This window comes from Gemmatimonadota bacterium (genome assembly GCA_040388625.1).
GTDB lineage: Bacteria > Gemmatimonadota > Gemmatimonadetes > Gemmatimonadales > Gemmatimonadaceae > Fen-1247.
This window is the reverse complement of record JAZKBK010000001.1, coordinates 124,453-146,926: the sequence shown is the minus strand read 5'-3', so window position 1 is coordinate 146,926 and position 22,474 is coordinate 124,453. Positions and strand designations below refer to the sequence as shown.

Here is a 22,474-nt window from a genome sequence, read left to right as displayed (position 1 = left end):
TCAAATGAACCTTCCGCAAGCCGTCGCGTCGCGACTGCTGGTTCCGCTACTGATCGGCGCCGCCGCGGCGACGCCCGTGCCACTCGCCGCACAGCGCGCACCCAACGTGGACGTCTGGTTCGAACAGGGGAACGAATTCGATCGCGGCCAGCCGGGACGGGTGATGTATTCGGGCGATGCCGGCAGTTATGTGACCGTCCTTCGAGTCGACACCGATGGGCGCCTCACAGTGCTGTCTCCACGCCAACCGAACGAGCGTTCGAGATTCGGCGCGAGCCGCTCGGGTATCGCGCTTCCATTCCAGGCAGACCCGACCCAGGGCGTCGGGTACGTGTTCGCGGTGGCATCCCGCACGCCATTCGACTTCAGAGACTACCGCGGACGCGGCAACAGCTGGAACGTGGGGACCCTGGGCGCGCGCCCCGGTATCGACCCATTCGAGATCGTCGATCGCTTCGCGCGCGCGAGCGTGGGACGGCGAGGAGCGTATTCCATCGCCTACGCTCCGTACGAGATCGGCCGCGACGGCGGCGGGCGCGCCTCCTATCAGCACGGAGTGCGATACGACGACAACTATGGGTATTACGGTGGCTACGAGGACCCCTGGGGTGCGTCACCGTATCGTCGCGGCTACGACGACTTTCGATATCAGGGCGGCTACGGTTACAACGGTTCCGGCTACAATCGCGGATACGACAACCGTTACGGATACGGGTATGGCGCCGACAGCCGGTACAGCCGAGATCCACGCACACATTCGCTGAGACACTGCCCGGATGGGACTCTGGCGCCGTACACGACGCCGTGCGCGGCGTTTGCAAGGCCGGGGTTGCAGCAGCGGTTAGATCAGCAGCCGATCCACGCGCCGTTGCTGCCTCGCCCGCATTCCTCCCCGAGGCCGCCGATGCAACGGCAGGAGCGTCCATAGGGGAGATCACCCTCCTTCCCGGTATATTAGAGGGCTAGGCCTGAAAATCTCCCCAAAGCCCCGAATGAAGCTCCAGCACATCCGCAATTTCTGTATCGTCGCCCATATCGATCATGGAAAATCCACGCTCGCAGACCGTCTGATCGAGGCGACGGGAACGCTTCAGCGGCGGGAGATGAAGGCGCAGGTGCTCGACACGCTCGATCTGGAGCGCGAGCGCGGGATCACGATCAAGCTCAATGCCGTGCGGATGGGCTACACCGGTGCGGACGGCAAAAAGTACGAGCTCAATCTCATCGACACGCCGGGCCACGTCGACTTCACCTACGAAGTTTCGCGCTCGCTCGCGGCGTGCGAGGGGGCGATTCTGGTAGTCGATGCGTCACAGGGCATCCAGGCGCAGACGCTCTCCAATCTGTTTCTCGCGATGGACGCCGGGCTCGAGATAATCCCGGTGCTCAACAAGATCGATCTGCCCGGCGCCGAGCCTGAGCGCCGCCGTCAGGAGCTCGTCGACCTGCTGGGGGTCACGCCGGATCGCGTGTTGAGCGTGAGCGCGAAGGAAGGAATCGGCGTACCTGCACTTCTCGAGGAAATTCTGCTTCGCGTGCCACCGCCGGAAGGCGACGCAGATGCCCCCCTTCGTGCGCTCATCTTCGATTCGATGTACGACCGCTACCGCGGCGCGATTCCGAGCGTCCGCGTGGTCGATGGCGAGCTCAAGGCCGGAATGAAGATCAAGTTCAGCGCCGTCGGTGAGATGTACGACGTCGAGGAAGTTGGATATCACCAGCTGCGGCAGGTGAAGACGGACGTATTGCGTCCGGGCGAGGTCGGTTACGTAGTTGCGAACGTGCGCCACGTGAAGGAGACGCGCGTCGGCGACACCGTTCTCGATGCGACGCGTGACGAAGTCGAGCCGCTGCCGGGATATCAGGACGTGCACTCGATGGTGTTCGCCGGTATCTATCCAACCGACACCACGCAATACGAGAACCTGCGCGACGCACTGGACAAGCTGCAGCTCAACGACGCGTCGCTCAACTATCAGCCGGAAACTTCCACCGCGCTCGGCTTCGGCTTCCGCTGCGGATTTCTCGGACTGCTGCACATGGAGATCGTGCAGGAGCGGCTCGAGCGCGAGTTCAATCTCGATCTCGTCACCACCGTTCCGAGCGTCGAGTATCGCGTGTTCAAGACCGACGGCACGATGGAGCTGATCGAGAATCCCTCGCTCATGCCGGTCGCGGGTGTCGTGCAGCACGTGGAAGAACCGTACGTCAAGGCGCGCATAGTCTCGCCAAGCGATTACATCGGACCGATCATGACGCTCTCCACCGAGCGTCGCGGTGTCTACAAGAACATGTCGTACATCGACGCCGCGCGCGTAGAGTTCGACTTCGAGTTCCCGCTCGGCGAGATAATTCTGGATTTCTTCGACCGGCTCAAGACGATCAGCCGCGGATACGCGTCGCTCGACTATGAGATGCTCGAGTACAGACAGAGCGATCTCGTCAAGCTCGACATGCTGATCAACGGCGAGCCGGTGGATGCGTTCTCGGTGATCATCCATCGCGACAAGGCCTACGAATGGGGCCGCAAGATCGCCGACAAGCTCAAGGATCTCATACCACGCCAACTCTTCGAGGTGGCGATCCAGGCTGCACTCGGCGGCAAGATCATCGCGCGCACGAGTGTCAAGGCGTTGCGCAAGGACGTGCTCGCCAAGTGCTACGGCGGCGACATCTCGCGCAAGCGCAAACTCCTCGAGAAGCAGAAGGAAGGCAAGAAGCGCATGAAGCAGGTCGGGTCGGTCGAGATCCCGCAGGAGGCGTTCCTCGCAGTTCTGCAGGTAGACTGACCGTTGCGGTCGCTCGTTGTGCAGACGAGCTTCATCGGCGACGTCGTGCTGACGACGCCGCTCATCGCGCGGCTGGCGCAGGACGGCGAAGTGGACGTCGTCACGACGCCGCCTGGCGCTACACTGCTTGCATCACATCCCGCGGTCGCGCGACTGTTCGTCTACGACAAGCGCAGAGTGGACAGCGGGATCACGGGCTTCCTGAGATTGGCGCGTCAGGCGCGCGGTTCGCGTCGCGCATTTCTCTGTCAGGGGTCCACACGCAGCGGCGCACTTGCGTTCGCCGCAGGATGCAGGGAGCGGATCGGCTTCACGACGTCGGATGGGCGCTGGACGTATACTGAGCGCGTGGAGTATCGCGACGACTGGCATCACGCGCGTCGTCTGCTCTCGCTCGGCGATCTCCCGCTCGCCGCAGCATCGAGTGAACCAACCGACGCTGCGATCAGACCGCGGCTCTATCCCACGGACGACGACATTCGCGCTGTCGACCAGCTGCTGGAACATCGCAACCGACCGATGATCGCGCTGGCACCTGGGAGCGCGTGGCACACCAAGCAGTGGCCAGGATACGGTGAGCTCGCGGCGTTGCTCGCCGGTCGATACGACATCGCGATAGCAGGTGGTCCCGGCGATCTCGCTGCGGCTGGTGAGATCGGGACGCGTGTGGATCGCGAGCACGTCATCGACGCGACTGGTAAATTGTCGCTGTTGGGATCGGCCGAGCTGATCAGGCGCAGCCTGGTGCTGGTGAGCAACGATTCGTCGCCGCAACATCTCGCGTCTGCGATGGGCACTCCGACCGTAACCATCTTCGGACCGACGGTTCCCGAATTCGGTTTCGGGCCGCTGGCACCGGGCTCGCGCACTGTCGGCAACAAGACGCTCGACTGCCGCCCGTGCGATCGCCACGGACCGCGCGTATGCCCCCTGGGCCACTGGCGCTGCATGAACGAAATTACCCATGACGAGGTGGCCGCCGTCGTGCAATCCGTCATTTCCGAGGAGACCGTTAGATGAATCGTGAGCAATACATCATTGGCGTCGATCTTGGCGGAACCAATCTCTCCGTTGGTGCGATGCCGCTCGATGGAAGCCGCGAGATCGGGTTGCGTACGCTTCCGACGCGCGCGGACCTGGGCGCCGATGCAGTATCGGACCGGATCGCAGCGATGATCGAGAGCGTCGTCATCGCTCTCAACACGGAGGCCGGCGCCGGCCGCGACGACATACTCGGCGTCGGAATCGGATCGCCGGGTCCGCTCGATCGCGAGCGCGGCGTGGTGATATTCACACCCAATCTCGGATGGCGCGACTATCCGCTGCGCGATGAAATCGCGAGCCGCGTCAACATGCGCGCCACACTCGACAACGACGCCAACTGCGCGACGTTCGGTGAATTCTGGCGTGGCGCGGCGCGCGGCGGACGCGACGTGATAGGCATGACGCTCGGCACGGGAATCGGCGGCGGACTGGTGCTGGACGGGAGATTGTACCACGGTGTGTCCGACGCAGCCGGTGAGATCGGTCACACTTCCATCGAATCGAACGGACGGCGGTGCAAGTGCGGGAATTACGGCTGCCTGGAAGCGTACTGCTCGGGTCCCGCAATTGCGGAGCGCGCGCGCGAGGCGCTGGAGAGCGATCCGAGCCCGACGATCGACACGCTGGTGGATGGAGATCTATCGCGACTGACGGCGCACATCGTGTACGAAGCGGCGCGGCGCGGCGACACGGTTGCACGAGAAGTTGTCCGCGACACTGCGCGCTTTCTGGGCACCGGATTGTCTAACCTCATCAACATCTTCAATCCGGATACGGTCGTGCTCGCCGGCGGCGTAACGCAGGCGGGCGAGGCGTTGATGCTGCCGTTGCAGGCCGAGGTGAAGCGTCGCGCATTCAAGACGGCGGTGGATTCCTGCAGGATCGTGCTAGGCTCGCTTCCGATGTCCGCCGGCGTTGTCGGCGCGGTAGCGACGTTCAAGGAACGAGTGCTGGGATCGCTCTGATGGGCGCGCGGCGCCGGCTTGGCGTCATCGGCACGTTCGTCTGGGACGAGATACACGGCCGAGATCCGTCGCAGGCGCCCGTGGAGGAGTGGGGCGGTATTACGTACGCGCTCGCCGGGCTCGATGCGGCGCTCGCTCAAGACTGGGAAATCGTACCGCTCATCAAGGTCGGCAGCGACCTGGCGCAGCGCGCGCGCGACTATCTCGCGACACTGCGGCATCTTGCGCCTGACGCGGCGGTGATCGAAGTGCCTTATCCCAACAACCGCGTAACGTTGCGCTACGAGAGCAGCGAGCGACGAACCGAACAGCTCACTGGTGGGATTCCCGGCTGGCACTGGCTCGGGCTCAAGCCTCTGCTCGCCGGACTGGATGCGTTGTACGTCAATCTGATCAGCGGCTGGGAGCTGTCGCTCGAGACCGCTCAGCTGATCCGGCAATATTTCCACGGCGTCATCTACTGCGACATGCATTCTTTGCTTCTGGCAGTGGATCCGGAGGGATATCGGGTGCCGCACATGGTACCGAACATTGCTGGCTGGATGCAGTGCTTCGATCTGCTTCAGGTGAACGAGGACGAGCTCGCGCTGCTGGCGCCCGATGCGATGGCACTGGCGGCGACCGCGATGGCCGGCGGCGTGTCCGTCATAAATGTGACCCTGGGTCCCAAAGGGGCCGTTTACTTCGCCGCGCCGAAATTCGAACGATTGTCCGACATCAAACGAACGAAGCTTCCGGCATCGGCGGCGCTCGGAGGCCCGATACGAACGGCGCTGGTGCCGGCGGTTCCGGCAATCGTGACTGGAACAGGTGATCCAACCGGATGTGGCGACGTCTGGGGCGCGACCCATTTCGCACGACTGCTCGCAGGTGATAAGTTAGGCGACGCGATCGACGCCGCGATGCTTGCGGCGTCTCGCAATCTTACCCACCGTGGGGCGACCAGCCTCGCGAGCTACCTGCGCGGAGAACTCTCGCTAACGTGACGAACGTCATCACCGTTCCACCATCCCTGGATGACGCCACGTTCGAGCAGATACTGGAGCCGTTGTCGCGACTCCAGCGCGATGACAAGGTTCTCATCGATGCGCGTCACGCACGGTGGGCATCGCCTTACGGGCTCACTGCACTGCTCGCGCTCGCGCAAACGCGACTCGAGCGTCCGAGTCTGGCGGTGCCGGAGGCCGACGACGTCGCGTTGTACTGGGCGCGTGCCGGATTCTTTCGCTATGCGGCCGATCTGTACGACATAGTGGGATCAGTGCCGCGCGGCCGGCAGAGCGAGCCGGCCGTGCTGCTCGAGGTTACGCCGGTGAACGCGAGCGAAGACGTCCACACCGTGGTGGACAAGGTGCAGCAAAGGGCACAGTCGATCCTCGTGAACGAGCTCAAACTGGATGCGACGGCGACCATGCGATTCACGATGGCGCTTTCGGAGACCTGCCAGAACATCGTGGAGCACGCCGAGCACGGCGGCTGGGTCGCGGTGAACAGTTATCGCTGGCAGAAGCGGCTGGGCGGACGTCGCGTGCTGGTGATCGCGGTGTGCGACGCGGGGCGCGGGTTCAGGGCGTCGCTCGAATCAGCACCGGGGCGTCCGAGATCCGACCGGTGGGACGACGGAATGGCGCTCGAAGAGGCCGTGATGCGTGGCGTGAGCCGGTTCCGTGATACGGGGCGCGGCCAGGGCCTGGCCGGCGTCCGGAGATTCATAGGAAGATGGGACGGCAAGTTCTCGGTGCGGAGTGGCACCGCGCGCCTGGCGATCGTCCCTACGTGGGACGATGACGTACCGCTGAAGGAAAACCTCCCACCATTCCCGGGTGCCCAGATTCAGATCACCATTCCAGAGCGCGTTGACCGATGATGAAGAACCACATCGACGTGAGCAGCGTGCTGCGGCTTGCAGTTTCCGAGAGCTACTCGAATCTCGTCACGCGCCCGACCGGAGTGGCGGTTCGTGTGTATATAGAGGCGCAAATCCAGGCGGCGAGCGATTGCGAGGTCACTGTGATCGACTTCTCGCAGGTAGGGATGATGGATTTCTCGTGCGCGGACGAGATAGTTGCAAAGCTCGTCATGCAGCACGAAACGGGAACGCCGACGTTCGTCTTCACCGGGCTCAGCGAGTCGCACATCGAAGCGATCGATGTCGTACTCGAGCGCCACGGGATGTCGCTCGTCTCGCATGAAGCTGACTCCAACTCTTATATAGCTGTCACACACTGATGAAGTTTTTCGGCTCGCGTCCGAAAGTGGACATAAAGGGTTTCCAACCGGAGCTGCGCGTGATCGACTACGTGGCTACGAGGAAGGACGACCCCGAGCGCGGTCCACAGGTTAGACTGTCAGGCGTGGATGCGCGGTTCCGCATTCTGTCCAATGGCGAGCTGGCCTGGGTTCGTGGCGAGCGCGGACAACAGTTGGCAGAAGTGCTGATCGACGATTCGTTTCCACAACACACCTGTGGGTTGCGAGACATCCCCGGTGTGCTTCCCTCCGAGTCCGTGACGGTAGTGAAGCCGGACCTGGATACTCCAGACAGAACGTAAGAATGCGACGGTCAACCATTCCGCTTCATGGCGGTTCGACACATCTGCCTCCCGGCTCGCCGGTGGTCACGCCCATCACGCAGTCGGTAAGCTTCATTCAGGAGCTCGGTACCGCTGAAGGGCTCAAGTACGGGCGATACGGCAACACGCCGAACGTGGAGCTCGTCGAACGCAGGCTCGCGATGCTGGATGGCGGTGAGGCAGCGGTCGCTCTGTCGAGCGGAATGGGTGCGACGGGCTGCGCGATGCTGGCACTGCTGCGACCGGGCGATCACCTGCTCTCCAGCTCGTGGATCTATGGTGGCACGCACAAGCTGTTCACCCAGGAACTGACCGGGATGGGGATCGAAGTCACGCTGATCGATCCGCTGGCACCACGCATGTGGCGCAAGGCGTTGCGACAGACGACGCGCGCGATATTCGTCGAATCTCCGGTCAACCCGACCTGTCGCGTGCTCGACCTTAGCTCGCTCGCCAATCTCGCCAAGGCCGAAGGCGTCGCGCTCGCAGTCGACTCCACCTTTGCGAGTCCGATCAACTTCCGCCCGCTGGAACAGGGCGCGGACATAGTCATTCACTCCACCACCAAGTACCTTAACGGTCACCACGACGTGCTGGGCGGCGCCGTGATCGGCACTGCGTCGTACGTCGAGGAGGTCCGCAGGAAGATGATCGTATGGGGACAGTCACCGGATCCGTTTTCCGTGTGGCTGCTCGAGCGCGGAATGAAGACGCTGGACGTGCGCGTTCGGCGACAGAACGAGAACGCAATGAAGCTGGCGCAGTGGTGCGAGACGCGTCCCGAGTTCGCAAAGGTCCTGTACCCCGGCCTCGAATCACATCCGGATCACGAGATCGCACAGCAGTGTCTCGACGGCTTCGGCGGAATGATGGCTCTCGTGCTCGCCGGTGGTGGCGACGCGGCCACGCGTTTCCTTGAAAAGCTCGAGATCGTGATGCACGCGCCGAGTCTGGGAGGCGTGGATACGCTGGTGAGCGAGCCGCGATACACGTCGCACGCCGCGATGACGCCGGAAGGACGCGCAGAGATCGGGATTCCTGACGGGTTCCTGCGCTTCAGCGTCGGACTCGAGGATGCGGGCGACCTGATCGCGGATTTTGAGCAGGCATTGAGGTAGCTGAAGGTTGAGTCTGGTAAGGTTTCTCAACGTCGCGAAGGAGTACGCCCGCGGCGGCGTCGCGTTGAGCCACGCATCGTTTCAGTTGCACAAGGGCGAGTTCGCGTTCCTCACGGGTCCGAGCGGGTCGGGCAAGTCCACGATCCTCAAGCTGATCTACATGGAGGAGCGCCCAACCGCCGGCGACGTGTGGGTGAACGGTGTCAGCGCTCGCGACGCGTCCAGGAAGGAAGTGTCGATGGTGCGCCGCCATCTCGGAATCGTCTTCCAGGATTTCCGTCTGCTGGAAGACAGATCGGCCGAAGCAAATATCGCATTCGCTCTCGAAGTGACCGGAACACCCGCCGACATGATACGGCAGCGAGTGGGCCGCGTACTTACGCAGGTCGGACTGGCGTCCAAGGGAACCGCTCTGCCGCGCGAGCTTTCGGGCGGTGAGCAACAGCGTATCGCAATCGCGCGCGCACTCGTGAACGATCCGTTCGTGCTCATCGCGGACGAGCCGACCGGCAATCTGGATGAGCGCGCGACCCGCGGCGTTTTTCAGCTTCTGCGCGACATCAACACCGCTGGCACCGCCGTCATCATGGCGACGCACGACCTCGACCTGATCCGGCGCACCGAATATCGCACGATCGAGCTGAACCACGGGCGTCTCGTCTATGACAGCGCCGAAGCGCCACCGGTCGAGAAGGCACCGAGCGCCGTGCCACCGAGCCATCACGACGAGAATCCGATATGATCCGGGGTACGGCATGATGGTCATCCGCGAAGCATTCTCGGCGTTCAGGCGCGCACCGCTCCTCAGCGTACTCGGTGTAGTCACAATCGCGTTCTCACTGTTCGCGTTTGGATTGTTCGGACTCGTGGCCGTGAATATCCGCGACGCGTTGCAGGCGATCGAGAATCGCGTCGAGATAAGAGCGTTCATCGCCGACGGCACGCCGGTCGAGGCGTCCAGCGCCGCGATGGGTGACATCCACGCATTTCCCGAAGTGTTGTCGGTGACGTACGTGTCACAGGACGACGCATACGCACGCGCACGCAAGGAGCTGGGTGAGTTCAGCGACGTCTTCGAGCCGGGCGTGCTGCCCGCGTCGCTGGACATCAAGCTGAAGCCAGGCTATCGCGATCCAACCACGGTCCAGGCGGTTGCGAACCGTCTCAAGTCGTACGACTTCGTGGATGACGTTCGCTACGGCGAGGACTGGGTGGCGAAGCTGTACCGGCTGCGCACCATCGCTACGCTGGTCGGCACCGGGCTGGGCATCGCGTTCGCGGCGGTTGCCGTGATCATCATCGGAGCGACGATTCGGATCATGGTCATGGCGCGCGCCAGGGAGATCGAGATCATGCGGCTCGTGGGCGCGACCAATGGATTCATCCGAATGCCGTTCGTGCTGGAAGGATTCATCCAGGGCGTGATGGGCGGCTTGCTCGCGCTCGGTCTCACGTGGGCAACGAGTACAGCCATCAGTCACTCGTTCATGCGAACTGAATTCTTCGATCCGGCACTTGCTACGGCTGGAGTGATTGGCGGCGCGGTAATCGGTCTGCTGGGAAGCACGTTCGCCGTGGGACGGCAACTGCGCCGGCTGTGAAGTACAGGGTGATCGCGCTTGGCGCGATGCTGTTGCTCGCTGTGTTGCCGATGGCGCTCGCCGCACAGGACACCGATGCGCGTCTCAAGAGCAATCGCGAGGAGCTTGACCGCATCAGGCGTGAGCGCGCGGAGCTTCAGCAGCGCATGAACAAGCTGCAGTCCAGCGCCCACTCCCTGAACGACGAGCTGAAGAACATCAACAAGCAGCACGACGCGACAAAGCGCGTGGTATCGTCGCTCGACCAGCAGCTCGGGCTGATCACGGACGAGGTCAAGGGAACGACGTCGAGCCTGGTCCGCGCCGAGGACGAGGCGGAGGCGAAGCGCGCGATACTGAATCACCGACTCGTCGAGATCTACAAGCGCGGACCGTTGTTCGATTTTCAGGCGTTGTTGTCGGCAGACTCCTTCGGCGAGCTCATCGCGCGATACAAGTATCTGCACGAGATTGCCGTGCACGATCGCGCACTCGTGAAGCGAATGGACGATCTTCGGACCACGATCCGCGGCCGAAGAAGGCAGCTCGTGAGTCTGCAGAGCGACGTACAACAGAACCGGTTGGAGAAAGCGCAGGAAGAGTCGCGACTCCAGGCGCTCGAAAGCCAGCGCCAGAAGAGTCTCGTGCGAGTACAGGCCGACTCGCGCAAGACGCAGGAGCGGCTGGCCCAGGTCAAGCGCAGCGAGTCGAGACTGAACGACATCATCTCGTCCATCGAGGCTGCACGCCGGCGCGGAAGCAGCAAGGCGAGCGCCATCGCTCGCGGCGCAAGCTCGATCAAGACGTCGGATTACGGCAAGCTGGACTGGCCAGTGGACGGCAACATCCTTTACAACTTTGGCCGTGTCGTCCGCCCCGACAACACGACGCTGCGCTGGAATGGAATCGGCATCGCGGCGGCGCCTGGCACTCCGGTGCGCGCGGTCGCCGCGGGTGACGTGGTGCTCGCAGGACAACTCGGCACTTACGGGCAGACCGTCATCGTCGAGCACGGTGGCGGCGACTATTCGGTGTACGGCTCGCTCAGCAGGATCAACGTGGCAAAGGGCGCACACATTTCCAAGGGACAGGTAATTGGCGAGGTCGGCACGTCCGACCCCGACCTTCCTCCGCACCTGCATTTCGAGATCAGGCACGGCGGGCCGGCAGTCGATCCGGCTACGTGGCTGCGCGGTCACTGACAACACCTCATGCTCCCGTCTTCACCGGAGGCCGGTGTGAATAACGATGCACTCCTGCTGGGCGCACACATATCCACCGCCGGCGGCGTCCCTGCGTCGCCAGGACGCGCCAAAGCAGTCGGCGCGACTGCGATGCAGATCTTTACCAAGATGGCCAACCAGTGGCGCGAGCGTGAATGCGAGCCCGAAGAATGCGCTGCGTTCCGCGAGGGAATCGCTGAAACCGAAGTGCGCGCGATAAGTGCGCACGACAGCTACCTCATCAATCTTGCATCACCCAAGGACGACCTGCGGGCGCGCTCGCTCCAGTCGTTCATCTCCGAGCTGCGGCGCTGCAACGCGCTCGGACTGCACTACCTGGTGTCTCATCCGGGCAACTACATGGACGATCGTGAATCAGGAATCGCGCGCAATGCTGATTCGATAAGCGCGGGCCTTGCCGCGGCGCTGGGCGACACTCTCCTCCTGCTCGAGACGACGGCGGGAAGCGGCACTGCGCTCGGTGCGACGTTCGAGGAGCTGAGTACCATAATCGAGCGAATCGACCCCGCGGTGCGGAGCCGCGTCGGAGTGTGCATGGATACGTGCCACGTGTACGCGGCCGGGTACGACATCGTCCGCGACTATGAAGGCGTCATGCAGAGGTTTGCTGACACACTCGATATCAGTCGCCTGCACATGATGCATCTCAACGACTCCAAATTCGGACTCGGCACGCACAAGGATCGTCATGCGTTGATCGCGGAGGGCGAGCTTGGCGAGATTCCGTTCCGCCACGTGATGAACGATCCACGCCTGGCGCGCGTAGCCAAGGTGATAGAGACTCCAAAGGGCAACGACGCGGAGACTACCGACAGAATGATGCTGGAGCGTCTGCGCAGTTACATCGAGTAGTCGTTGGTATTCACGAAACCAAGGGGGCGCGACGTGCCCCTGAATGAGATAGAGATGTAATGGCAAATTGTTTCTTTTCGCTCCTTCGCAAGGTGGCGGCTCCAGCCGCATTCTTCGCCGCCGCTGCAACCTCAGCCGCGCAATCTCCCACTGCGCGTCGGGACAGCTTGCCGCCGGCAATATCGCGCGAGTTTCGTGGTGTGTGGATCGCGACGGTCAACAACATGGACTGGCCTTCGCGCGCCGGTCTCAGCACGTGGCAGCAGCAGGCCGAGCTGATCGAGCTGCTCAATCGCGCGGTCGAGATGCACCTGAATGCGGTGATCTTCCAGGTGCGCCCGGAAGCCGATGCGCTGTACCAGTCCGACCACGAGCCATGGTCACCGTTCCTGAGCGGAAGCATGGGGCGCGCGCCGGAACCATACTACGATCCGCTCGCTTTCGTTGTGCGGGAGGCGCACGCGCGTGGCCTCGAGGTACACGCGTGGTTCAATCCCTACCGCGCGTTGCAACCCGCGAGTCCCGGTGACGTCGCGCCGTCGCACGTGTCGCGTACCGATCCGCAAGCGATTCGCCGCTACGGGTCGCAACTCTGGATGGATCCGAGCGATCCCGCCGTCGTGGCTCGCACCGTTCGCGCAATCGTCGACGTAACCAGACGATACGATGTCGACGCGATTCACGTTGACGACTACTTCTATCCGTATCGCGAGACCGACCGGGCGGGGCGCACGATTCCCTTCCCCGACGCCGCCGCTTACAAGCGCTACACAAGCGGCGGCGGCACGATGTCGCTGAGCGACTGGCGGCGCAGCAACGTCGACGCTCTCGTGCAACGCCTCGGCGCCGAGATCCATGCAGTGAAGCCCTGGGTGCGTTTCGGTATCAGTCCGTTCGGGATCTGGCGACCGGGATATCCGTCATCCGTACGTGGGCTCGACTCGTACGAGGAAATTTTTGCGGACTCGCGCAAGTGGCTGAATAAAGGCTGGGTCGATTATCTCGTACCGCAGTTGTACTGGCCCATTGGCAGGCCGCAACAGGATTTCTCACAGCTGCTCGCGTGGTGGGTCTCACAGAACAGCTACCGGCGCCACATCTGGGCCGGTCTCAATGCCGGGCTTGCGAAGGATACAGCGCCCAAGGGACGCGGCGCGCGAGAGATTCTGGATCAGATCCGCCTCACACGCGCCCAGAGCGGTGCGAGCGGTGACGTTCTGTTCAGCATGAAGGTGTTGATGCAGGATCCGGACAGTCTCGACGAGCGCCTGGCGCGTGACACCTACGCACAACCCGCGCTCGTGCCGGCATCACCATGGCTCGACTCGATTGCCCCCGGCCGCCCCGTCGTTCAGCCGCGTCTCGACGCTGCATCGGGCGAGATGGTGATCGACATGGATCCAGCCAACGGAGAAAAGGCCCCGTGGCTGTGGGTCGTGCAGGCGCACACATCCGCCGGCTGGACTACACAGATAATTCCTGGCTCGGAGCAGACGCACTTCCTTGCCGGACGAGGCGAAAAGTCGCCTCGCGAAGTATGGGTTTACGCGGTGGGCCGGACGGGCAACCTCTCGCCGCCAGCGCGCGCCTATCCGGACGGAGATCCGATTCCAGAGCTCAGAAGCGGCGGCCGGTGATGAGCTCGATGACGCGCGGGCTGCACGCCGTCTTCGGTAGCGGTCCTCCCGCTGTCGGTGAAGTTGCTGTGCAGCTCGAGCATCGTGCGGCCTGGGGCGACGCCGGCGCGGCCGAATGGGGAATGGTCGTGTCGGTCGCCCCTCCCCCATTCGGTCGCGGCTGACACCCTACTGCGCGACGTTGACGCGCAGCTGGATGCTGCGCGGGCGCCCGACGGAAGCGCCGCTGAAGAATGCACCCTTCAACAGATATTTCTTGTCGAAGAGGTTATCGACATACAGTTCCGGCCGAACCAACGAGCCGCCCACGGCGAACGAATAGCCGACGCTCGCATTAGAGATGTAGCTCGGGCTCACATGGGTTCCCTTGTTGAAGTCGAACAATCCCGTGCCGTACGAGCAGCTGCAATCCGCCGGCTGGAGCCCGTTCGTGAGACCCGATCCATACGTACCGGTGTAGCTGGTGTAGAAGTGACCCGGTGCATACGTCACGCTGATCGTGCCGGAAAGCCGCTGATCGTGGTCCAGATCGAAGTATCCCTGCGGCGTACCGGTCGGGAAAAAGCCGCCGGTGATGGGTCCCTGGCCGTAAGCATGATTGAGCGCGAGGTTGAGGTACGCCGAGAATGGACCGGGTGGACGGAAGTCCTGCACGGTCTCGAGCCCGGTGATGCGAACATGGGCGATGTTGACCGACGTGACGATCGCCGAACCCGGCACGGTGTTGTCATCGATGCCGGGCGTGCTCTGCTTGTGGTAGGCCGCAAGCTTGGATACGAGCCCGAACGGGAAACGATGGATGTAGCCGGCCTCATAGAAGTTGTCACGCTCCGGCAGCGTCGGTGCGGCAGTTACCCCTTGCTGCGCGACACTCGTGATAGCGCGGAGATCCTCGACGTTGGTCGGAACGAAGAGCCGTCCATAGTACAAGTAGAATGTATTGCCAGGGTCCGAAAAGAAGTTGAGCCGGATGCGTGGGCTCAGCTGCGTCTGCGTTCCGGCGAAAGGCGCATTGTGCGCGTCGTAGCGCACGCCTGCCCTGATCTCGAATCGCTCGACTGGCGAGTACGAGGTCTGGGCGTATCCACCGACATCGTATCCCTTGAGATTCGAATTGGATGCAGGACCGAACACACCAGAGGTCGTCGTAGTGACAAAATCCTCGTGCCCCGTCGTGTACTGGCTCAGGGTCCCGAACTTGAATTCCAGTTCACGCGCAGGATGCACGGTGTAGTCGGCCTTGATGCCGTACGTCGTGAAATTACGATTTTCGCGCAGGTTGTACGCATTGAGCGTATCCGGGAAGAACACGAATTGCGCGGAATCGCCAACGCCCGGTATGTACTTCAACCCGCCGGATCGCACGAAGCCTCCAACGAACAACTCCGCCACGCGAGACTGCGTAGTAGCACCGCCTTCGACTCCGGCGGTCGTGTCAGCGCCGAAGATGTGACGATAGCCGAGGTTGACGAACGCATTGCGATCACGCTGATGGTCATCAAGTACGACGTTACCGGTCGAATCATACGGAACCTGGAAACGCGTCGTCGATAGGCTCGCGTCGAGGTCGAACACGTTGGATGCGTTCGGGGTGTACTGCACTTTCGCAAACCCGGAGTAATCCTCTCCATGGTTGTGGAAGTTGACTACCTTGTCGCCCGCCGTATCGAAAACGACGGGCTCCAGTCGCATGTCGGTGGACTTGCGACTGCCTGAAACGAAGAATCCCCACGGGCCGCTGTTCGTGCTCGCCGTGATCCCCTCGCCGTTCGTGTTGAACGAGCCGCCATACCCGGAGATGGTGCTATGAAATCCGCCGACAGGAATGCGCGTCTGCACGTTCACAACGGCGGCATTCTTGTTCCCATACTCGGCATCCCAGCCGCCTGTCTGAAAATCGATCTGGTTCACGATGCTGGGATCGAACAGCTCGTTGAGGCTGCCGGATATACCAGCAGGCACGGGCACGCCATCGACATAATAGGTGTACTCGGCGTGCTGTCCACGGATATGCACCTCACCCGTCGGTGCACGAGCGGCGCCGGCAATCGACTGCTGAAGGATCTGCGATGTGGTGTTGGTCGGCGCGCCGTGATATGAGTCCTGCTTGAAGCGCTGATCGCCGGATCTTGTATCGATCGCCAGTGGAATCGCGGCTGTCACCGCCACGGACGAGAGGCTGAGCGCCGCCACCGGCAATCGGAAGTCAGCCCGGATGTCGCCCGATGTTCCAACCGCTATTTCCCGCGATTGAATCCGAAAGCCGATCAGGCGGACGTTGATGGTGTACGTGCCGGACGGAAGGTCGTGCGCGATGTACCGGCCGAAAGCATCCGTGTTTGCTGTGAGCACGATGCGGCCGCCCTGCATCACGCTCACCTCCGCGCTGGGAAGCGGTTGACCGGATGCGCTGTCGGTTACTGTTCCGGTGAGATCGCCACGTGCCGTGGGGCCGATGCCGGCATCGGTGACTGGCGCGACGGATGACAGTGAGAAAGCGTGCGCTGGAACGGCTGTGACGCACGCGGCCAGGGCGAGCGCACACGCCACCACGCGCGCTGAAATGCGTTGATTCGACATGAATTTTGAATGCGATAGTGTGATCGCGCCGCCAGAAAGTGGCGGCGACGTAAATCCATGGCGGAGGCTCACCTCCGCCTTCAGATCACACTTTCACCGGCGGCGCACGGGCGAGCCTGGAGCCGGCAACGATGGCATAGGGACGCGCACCCATCTCGGTCGGCGGCGTAGCCGAAACACGTTCCGCCCCGATCCATGCGGGAACCGCACGCGGTGGCACGGTCGAACCGCTCGCAAGGACGTGACAGACAACGCAGTCGCTGTCGTGCAGTCGATGGTGGTGGTTTCCCGGTATCTCGGCGTGAACGGGCGCGATGTGCGAGCTGGCCTGCTGCTCGTAGCCGTCGCTGACCGCAAACGTTCCCTGAAGGCCGATCTGCAGCAACGCGAAGGCGAGCGCGAAGACTCTCAGTCCCCGCGACCGCCCGCGCGCGCCTGCGCCAGTTGCCGTCATCCGAAACCGCACGCTAGACGTGCAGTTCGTCGTTTTGGCGCGATACCATCAGGTACAATACCGGCATCAGGAACACACTCAGCAGAAGACGCGAAAAGAGGCCGCCCACGATCACCATCGCGAATGGGCGTTGGGAATCGGATCCCACTCCGGTAGAAAAGGCTGCAGGAAGCAGGCCCAGCGCGGCAACTAGCGCGGTCATCATGATCGGTCGCAGCCGTAGCAACGCAGCATCCAGCGTCGCTTCGGAGATCCCAAGCCCGCCAAGCCTCAGCTCATTGGCGTACGAAATGTAGACCACCGCCGTCTGCACTGATACACCGAACAACGCGAGGAAGCCGATTCCGGATGATACCGAGAACGGTGTTCCCGATATCCACAATGCCACCAACCCGCCCAGCGGTGCCGACAACAGCACGCCGACGACTGTGATGAATGGAAACTTGAAATTCCGATACAACGCGAAGAGCAGGATGAAAATCACCGCGAGCGTCAGCGGCAGGACTATCTGCAGCTGACGACGCGAAGCCGTGTACTCTTCGAACTCCCCACCCCAGACTATGGAATATCCGGGCGGCAGCTTCACCTTGCGCTCAACCTGCGCTCGCGCGTCATCCACTGCGCCGGCCAGATCTCGACCGGTCACCGAATACTGCAAACCGATGTAGCGCGAGTTGTCCTGTCGGTAAATGAACGACGCACCATTGTCGATCTTGAGCGTCGTCACCTCACGAAGCGGGATCTGCGCGCCACTCGGCGTCGCGATGAGAATGTTGCCGATCTCGTCGGCTGTCTCGCGGAACTGTGGCTGCAGCCGCACTACGAGATCGTACAACTGCTCTCCCTGCACGACCTGCGTTGCCGCTGCGCCGCCGACGGCGGCCTCGATAAGCCCGTTCACATCCGAGACGTTGAGGCCGTAGCGCGCCATCTTTGCGCGATCCGCGGTTACCGTCAGCGCAGGCTGGCCCAGCTCCTGGACAAGCGTAACCTGAGTGATACCGCGCACCTGATCGAGCACCTTCTTGATCTCTGTTCCCCGCTCCTGCAGAACTTTCAGATCAGTCCCGAATATCTTTGCGTCGAGCGAGCTCTTGAGGCCCGTTTCGGCTTCGTCCACGGCATCTTCTGCCGGCTGAGTGTAGTTGAACGTGATTCCGGGATAGACCCGCAGCTTCTTGTCGATCGCCGCGATCAGCTCGGGTTTCGTGTGATACTTGCCGTGCCACTCTCCATACGGCTTGAGTCCCACGTAGAATTCAGCGTTGAAGAATCCCGTTGCGTCGGTTCCGTCATCCGGGCGGCCGTGTTCGGAGGCTACCAGTGTAACTTCGGGGAACGACTTGATGATCGCCCTTATCTGCGGGACGATCTTCGATGACTCCTCGAACGAGATCGTGTACGGCATCGTCGCGCGAACCCAGAGCGCGCCCTCGTCCAGCTTGGGCATGAACTCGCCGCCGATGCGCGTAATCAGCAGCAAACACGCCACACCGATCACAATCGATCCCCAGAGCACGATCTTCGCGTGCTGGAGACTCCATTCCAGGCCACGCCTGTACTGCAGGAGAATCCATTCGAAGGTCGCATTCCGGCGTTCCTTCACTCCGCCGCGCAACACCACCGCGCACACCACTGGAAGCAGCGTGATCGTCACAAGCAACGATCCGATCAGTGCAAATATCGTGGTATCGGCCATCGGCTTGAACAACCTGCCCGACGGTCCGGTAAGGACGTAGATGGGCGAGAAGCCTGCGATAATTACAGCTATCGCGTACACGATTGGACGATCCACTTCCGCGGCAGCTTCAGTAATCACCGTCTTTATGTCATACGCGGTGCCGTGTCGTCGTGCGAGTTGCCGGTGGATGTTCTCGACCATCACCACGGCGCCATCGACGAGAATTCCAAAGTCGATCGCTCCGATCGACAGCAGGTTCGCCGGGATCCCCTTGAGATCCAGGCAGATGAACGCAAACATCAACGCCAGCGGTATCGACACCGCGACGATGAGCCCCGAGCGGATGTCGTACAGGAAGAAGATCAGGATCACCACTACCAGAACGATGCCGCGGAGGAGATTGTCCTCCACCGTCTTGGTCGTGAGCTGTATGAGATCGCTGCGATCGTAGAACGGGACGACCTTGACGTCCTTGGGAAGAATTCTTGTATTGAGCTCGTTCGTCTTCTGTTCGACGCGCTTGAGTACCGTCTGCGCCTGCTCGCCGGTGCGCATCAGGATCACGCCTTCCACAGCGTCGTTCTGGTCGTTGAAGCCGAACTGACCGAGCCGCGGCGCATAACCGATCTCGACAGATCCGACGTCCTTCACCAGCACCGGCGTTCCGTTCTGCACGGCGACCACGGTGTTTGCGATGTCCTCCAGCGTGTTGATTCGACCGAGTCCGCGAACGTAATAAAACTGTCCGCCCTCGGAGTAGAAGCCGCCGCCTGCGTTCCCGTTGTTGTTCCCAAGCGCGTTCGCCAGAGTGGACACGTTCAGTCCGGCCCCTGCAAGCTTGGTGGGATCGACCAGCACCTGGTACTGCATCGTCTGGCCGCCAAGCGACGACATGTCGGCGACACCAGGCACGGCCTTGTACTGTTTTTCGAGAATCCAGTCCTGAATGTTCTTGAGCTGCATCGGTGTGCGGTCCGGACTCTGGACCACGTATCGATACACCAACCCCGATGGCGACGACATCGGGGCCACGGACGACGACACACCGTCAGGCAGGCTCAGATCCGGTATGCGCTCGAACACCTGCTGCCGTGCGAAATACGTGTCGGTCCGATCGTCGAACGTCATCGTCACATCGGACAGGCCGTACAGCGAGACCGATCGCATGACTTTCAGATTCGGCGTGCCGTTCATGCCAGCTTCGACCGGTACTGTGATCAGTCGCTCCACCTCTTCAGCAGCGTGGCCCGGCCACTGAGATATGATCTCGACCATCGGAGGCGAGACGTCGGGATACGCGTCGACCGGAAGTCGGGAAAAGGACCACGCACCGACTCCTATCAACACCACCGCGAGAATTCCGGTCAACAGTGGCTGTGCCAGCGACGCGCCTACGACGCGATTAACGAACGATTGTGCCGCGCCCTCCATCGAACCCGGCTCCTCTATCTGTGGCATCGCGCTGCGCGGATGGTCTGCGCCGGACCCGTCGGATGGTCCAGTGGGATCGGAAGGGGTCACAGGCTCTCCGCGAACTGCAGGAACAACGCGCCCTCTGCAACCACGCGATCGCCGGCATTCAGGCCAGACAGTACCTCGTAGTCATCGCCGATACGCGCGCCAAGTGTGACGCTGCGCCGCGCATACTGCACGTTGGGCGAATTGCCGGTCGCGACAAAGACGAAAGGAAGGTTCTGATCGTCGCGAAGCACGGCGCTTACAGGTGCCAGGATTCCCGACTTCTGGCGATTCGCCCTGATCGCGACGTTCACGTACATGTCCCGCTTGAGCAGATCGTCGCGGTTGCGCACCACGAGACGCACGGATGTCGCGCGGGTGGAGGAATCGACCAGCGCCCCCACGTAGTCGACAGTGCCGTCGAATGGCGTCGGACTCACGGCGCTCGTCACCGTCACGTGCTCGCCCTTGTGCACGCTGGCGAGGTCGGACTCGAACACGTTCGCCATTACCCACACAGTCGACAGGTCCGCAATTGTGAACGCTGGCGTTGCCCCTGCCTGGAGCAGCTGTCCTGGTGTGATGAGCCGCTCGACTACCGTTCCGGCAATCGGCGCACGAATTACACCCGGTATCGCTCCGGTACTGCCCCCGTTCGTCGCGTTCGCGATCACAGCGGGATCGATGCCGAGCGATCTTATCTGCTCGAGCGCCGCCTCCCGGTCAGCGATTGCAGACGCGGCGTCGGTCTGGGCCTGCTCGAGATCGCGGCGCGACAGCGCATCGGTCTTGAAGAGTTGCGCGTCCTGGTCGGCAATTCGCTGAAGGTTCGTCGCCGACGCAACCGCCTTGCGATAGCTACCGACTGCCGCTGCGAAGTCCGGAGACGAAACCGTGGCCAGTGCGGCGCCGCGCGCGACGACGGTGCCAGGCTGCACGAGCAGCCTGGTTACGGGGCCCGAAACCGGTGACAGCACCTGCGTCGATCTGTCACCATTGAACGCGACTGTACCGGTTGTCGATACGCTGGAATAGAACTTCGACGGCGCAATGGTGTCCAGGTGAATCCGCCCCTGTTGCTCCGCCGTGAGCGTGAGGTTGGACGGCTTCGCCGATGCCGGCGTCGCGGTATTGGCCGACTCGTCCGACCCGCCACAAGCCGAGAGGAGTACGAGGCCAGCAATCAAACAGAATGACTTCATGCTCATTGGTTCGGTCCGGAAGCGATGGTTTCGAGTGGCACACTTACAGCTCGTTCCAGATCGGATCTGGACGTGTTGGCCGCGGCCAGTGCGTCGGAATACTGACTCTGCGCAGCGAGCAGAGTGCGGCGTGCGTCGATGACTTCGAACGCGGACGATCCGCCAATTGCATAGCTCGCGGCGGTCGACCGGTACGCCTCACGTGCTGCCGGAAGCAACTCATCACGTATGTAGATCGCCTGCCGTAGCGACGTGCTCGCCGCGGTATATGCGTTTCGCACGTCCTGGCCAACCTGCGCTTCGAGATCGCGGTAAGATGCGGCCAACTCGCGCTCGAAATGCAGCGACTGGCTCACCTCGCCTTTCGTATGCTGCCAGAACAGCAAGGGAAGCGGGAATGCGAGCCCGGTGGAGAAAACGCCAGGCCCGCTGTTGCCTGAAACGTCGCGCGAAACGCCGAGTGTGAGATCGGGAAGCCAGAATTCACGCGCGAGAGTGGTGGCGGAGTGTGCTCCCTTGCGCTGCGCCATGAGACCCGCGAGCTCTGGCCGCGCATTCAACGCCTCGCGCTCGAGCACATCGACCGAGGGGAGCGACGGAGGCACCGTCAGCGAATCCGTCGCTACAATTGGAGCGCCAAGCTGCCGCCCGATGAAGCGATTCAATCCCGACGATGCGTTCGCAATCGCGCGCTCGTTCGATATCAGATCGTTGGTCGCCGCGGCAACGTCCACCTGCGCCTTGATGACGTCCAGCCGCGGTGCCGTCCCGGCATCGAACCGCGCCTGAGTGCGCTTGAGAAAGTCGTTTGCGAGCGTCTGTGCTTCGGTAAAATCCGTTCGATGTCGCAGCGCGACCAACAGCGAATCGTATTGCTCGGCGGTGAGGGCAGCAATCTGACGCTGGAGCGCAGTGTAGTTCGCCTGCGCGTTGCGTATGTCGGCACCCGCGACGTTGCCGCGCAAGCGGAACTTGTCGGGAAACGGAACCTGCAGCGTTGCACCGACATTTTTCTGGCCGGTAGCCGAGGAGCGGAACAGGCCGGGCTGCCCATCCAGCGACGCCGTGAGTGCCGGATCGGGAATGGCCACAGCCTGCACCTTGGCTGCGCGAAGCTCCGCGATCTGCTCGCGCGCAACGTCGAGCTGCGGGTTGCGCTCGAGCGCGAGCTGGATCGCGGCCGCACGAGTCAGTAGAAGTGTATCAGGACGTTGTTGGGCAGACGCGCTGCTTGCACAAAGTGCGAGCAGCGCAGTCCAGCGTGCTGGGGACATGCGATCTCTCTCGTTGTGTTGAC

The 22,474-nt window shown here is 62.3% G+C and carries 20 protein-coding genes; 15 read left to right on the top strand and 5 right to left on the bottom strand.

The annotated features are described in order from the left end of the window. Nucleotides 1–4: 4 nt before the first annotated feature. From V4529_00590 to V4529_00520, 15 genes are all read left to right on the top strand, one after another. Nucleotides 5–928, top strand: coding sequence for a hypothetical protein (locus tag V4529_00590; protein ID MES2356823.1), 924 nt, complete (start codon nt 5–7; stop codon nt 926–928). Between the two features lie 64 nt (nt 929–992). Beyond that, on the top strand, nt 993–2,789 hold the full coding sequence (gene lepA / locus V4529_00585; protein ID MES2356822.1) for a translation elongation factor 4: 1,797 nt from the start codon (nt 993–995) through the stop codon (nt 2,787–2,789). 3 nt (nt 2,790–2,792) lie between these two features. Then, nucleotides 2,793–3,809, top strand: coding sequence for a glycosyltransferase family 9 protein (locus tag V4529_00580; GenBank protein ID MES2356821.1), 1,017 nt, complete (start codon nt 2,793–2,795; stop codon nt 3,807–3,809). Then, the gene (locus V4529_00575; protein ID MES2356820.1) at nt 3,806–4,798 is read left to right on the top strand and encodes an ROK family protein; all 993 of its coding nucleotides are present in this window, start codon (nt 3,806–3,808) and stop codon (nt 4,796–4,798) included. Before V4529_00580 ends, V4529_00575 begins: the two co-directional genes overlap by 4 nt. Then, the gene (locus V4529_00570) at nt 4,798–5,784 is read left to right on the top strand and encodes a carbohydrate kinase family protein (GenBank protein ID MES2356819.1); all 987 of its coding nucleotides are present in this window, start codon (nt 4,798–4,800) and stop codon (nt 5,782–5,784) included. Before V4529_00575 ends, V4529_00570 begins: the two co-directional genes overlap by 1 nt. Continuing rightward, nucleotides 5,781–6,665 (top strand): ATP-binding protein, encoded by an 885-nt coding sequence (locus V4529_00565; GenBank protein MES2356818.1) that lies wholly within the window; start codon nt 5,781–5,783, stop codon nt 6,663–6,665. Before V4529_00570 ends, V4529_00565 begins: the two co-directional genes overlap by 4 nt. Continuing rightward, nucleotides 6,662–7,027 (top strand): hypothetical protein, encoded by a 366-nt coding sequence (locus tag V4529_00560; protein MES2356817.1) that lies wholly within the window; start codon nt 6,662–6,664, stop codon nt 7,025–7,027. The genes V4529_00565 and V4529_00560 overlap by 4 nt, the downstream gene beginning before the upstream one ends. Continuing rightward, entirely contained in the window at nt 7,027–7,350 is a 324-nt protein-coding gene (locus V4529_00555) for a hypothetical protein (protein MES2356816.1), read from the top strand. The genes V4529_00560 and V4529_00555 overlap by 1 nt, the downstream gene beginning before the upstream one ends. Nucleotides 7,351–7,352: 2 nt before the next feature. Then, nucleotides 7,353–8,489: a PLP-dependent aspartate aminotransferase family protein gene (locus V4529_00550; protein MES2356815.1), complete on the top strand. Its 1,137-nt coding sequence runs from the start codon at nt 7,353–7,355 to the stop codon at nt 8,487–8,489. 7 nt (nt 8,490–8,496) lie between these two features. Continuing rightward, complete coding sequence (ftsE, locus tag V4529_00545) at nt 8,497–9,231, top strand: cell division ATP-binding protein FtsE (GenBank protein MES2356814.1); 735 nt, start codon at nt 8,497–8,499, stop codon at nt 9,229–9,231. Between the two features lie 16 nt (nt 9,232–9,247). After that, a complete protein-coding gene (locus tag V4529_00540) occupies nt 9,248–10,090 on the top strand; it encodes a permease-like cell division protein FtsX (protein MES2356813.1) in 843 nt (280 codons plus the stop codon). Then, nucleotides 10,087–11,271, top strand: coding sequence for a peptidoglycan DD-metalloendopeptidase family protein (locus tag V4529_00535; GenBank protein ID MES2356812.1), 1,185 nt, complete (start codon nt 10,087–10,089; stop codon nt 11,269–11,271). The genes V4529_00540 and V4529_00535 overlap by 4 nt, the downstream gene beginning before the upstream one ends. Nucleotides 11,272–11,307: 36 nt before the next feature. Further along, complete coding sequence (locus V4529_00530) at nt 11,308–12,165, top strand: deoxyribonuclease IV (GenBank protein MES2356811.1); 858 nt, start codon at nt 11,308–11,310, stop codon at nt 12,163–12,165. Between the two features lie 59 nt (nt 12,166–12,224). After that, on the top strand, nt 12,225–13,802 hold the full coding sequence (locus tag V4529_00525; protein ID MES2356810.1) for a family 10 glycosylhydrolase: 1,578 nt from the start codon (nt 12,225–12,227) through the stop codon (nt 13,800–13,802). Between the two features lie 8 nt (nt 13,803–13,810). Next, nucleotides 13,811–13,966, top strand: coding sequence for a hypothetical protein (locus V4529_00520; GenBank protein ID MES2356809.1), 156 nt, complete (start codon nt 13,811–13,813; stop codon nt 13,964–13,966). Nucleotides 13,967–13,970: 4 nt separating this feature from the next. On the opposite strand, the gene V4529_00515 is transcribed toward V4529_00520, so the two are convergent. The 5 genes from V4529_00515 to V4529_00495 all read right to left on the bottom strand — a co-directional run bounded on the left by V4529_00515 (nt 13,971) and on the right by V4529_00495 (nt 22,451). Then, the gene (locus V4529_00515; GenBank protein ID MES2356808.1) at nt 13,971–16,382 is read right to left on the bottom strand and encodes a carboxypeptidase regulatory-like domain-containing protein; all 2,412 of its coding nucleotides are present in this window, start codon (nt 16,380–16,382) and stop codon (nt 13,971–13,973) included. Nucleotides 16,383–16,467: 85 nt separating this feature from the next. After that, nucleotides 16,468–16,836: a DUF2946 family protein gene (locus tag V4529_00510; GenBank protein ID MES2356807.1), complete on the bottom strand. Its 369-nt coding sequence runs from the start codon at nt 16,834–16,836 to the stop codon at nt 16,468–16,470. Nucleotides 16,837–16,849: 13 nt separating this feature from the next. Beyond that, nucleotides 16,850–19,975 (bottom strand): CusA/CzcA family heavy metal efflux RND transporter, encoded by a 3,126-nt coding sequence (locus V4529_00505; GenBank protein MES2356806.1) that lies wholly within the window; start codon nt 19,973–19,975, stop codon nt 16,850–16,852. A 59-nt stretch (nt 19,976–20,034) separates the two neighbouring features. Then, on the bottom strand, nt 20,035–21,183 hold the full coding sequence (locus V4529_00500) for an efflux RND transporter periplasmic adaptor subunit (protein MES2356805.1): 1,149 nt from the start codon (nt 21,181–21,183) through the stop codon (nt 20,035–20,037). Further along, entirely contained in the window at nt 21,180–22,451 is a 1,272-nt protein-coding gene (locus tag V4529_00495) for a TolC family protein (protein MES2356804.1), read from the bottom strand. Before V4529_00495 ends, V4529_00500 begins: the two co-directional genes overlap by 4 nt. Nucleotides 22,452–22,474: the final 23 nt, after the last annotated feature.

Bases quoted from the DNA above. Each gene is read 5' to 3' on its own strand.
- V4529_00590 (MES2356823.1), top strand. From the start codon at position 5: ATGAACCTTCCGCAAGCCGTCGCGTCGCGACTGCTGGTTCCGCTACTG.
- lepA (MES2356822.1), top strand. From the start codon at position 993: ATGAAGCTCCAGCACATCCGCAATTTCTGTATCGTCGCCCATATCGAT.
- V4529_00575 (MES2356820.1), top strand. From the start codon at position 3,806: ATGAATCGTGAGCAATACATCATTGGCGTCGATCTTGGCGGAACCAAT.
- V4529_00570 (MES2356819.1), top strand. From the start codon at position 4,798: ATGGGCGCGCGGCGCCGGCTTGGCGTCATCGGCACGTTCGTCTGGGAC.
- V4529_00560 (MES2356817.1), top strand. From the start codon at position 6,662: ATGATGAAGAACCACATCGACGTGAGCAGCGTGCTGCGGCTTGCAGTT.
- V4529_00555 (MES2356816.1), top strand. From the start codon at position 7,027: ATGAAGTTTTTCGGCTCGCGTCCGAAAGTGGACATAAAGGGTTTCCAA.
- V4529_00550 (MES2356815.1), top strand. From the start codon at position 7,353: ATGCGACGGTCAACCATTCCGCTTCATGGCGGTTCGACACATCTGCCT.
- V4529_00540 (MES2356813.1), top strand. From the start codon at position 9,248: ATGGTCATCCGCGAAGCATTCTCGGCGTTCAGGCGCGCACCGCTCCTC.
- V4529_00525 (MES2356810.1), top strand. From the start codon at position 12,225: ATGGCAAATTGTTTCTTTTCGCTCCTTCGCAAGGTGGCGGCTCCAGCC.
- V4529_00520 (MES2356809.1), top strand. From the start codon at position 13,811: ATGACGCGCGGGCTGCACGCCGTCTTCGGTAGCGGTCCTCCCGCTGTC.
- V4529_00515 (MES2356808.1), bottom strand. From the start codon at position 16,382: ATGTCGAATCAACGCATTTCAGCGCGCGTGGTGGCGTGTGCGCTCGCC.
- V4529_00510 (MES2356807.1), bottom strand. From the start codon at position 16,836: ATGACGGCAACTGGCGCAGGCGCGCGCGGGCGGTCGCGGGGACTGAGA.
- V4529_00505 (MES2356806.1), bottom strand. From the start codon at position 19,975: ATGCCACAGATAGAGGAGCCGGGTTCGATGGAGGGCGCGGCACAATCG.
- V4529_00500 (MES2356805.1), bottom strand. From the start codon at position 21,183: ATGAGCATGAAGTCATTCTGTTTGATTGCTGGCCTCGTACTCCTCTCG.
- V4529_00495 (MES2356804.1), bottom strand. From the start codon at position 22,451: ATGTCCCCAGCACGCTGGACTGCGCTGCTCGCACTTTGTGCAAGCAGC.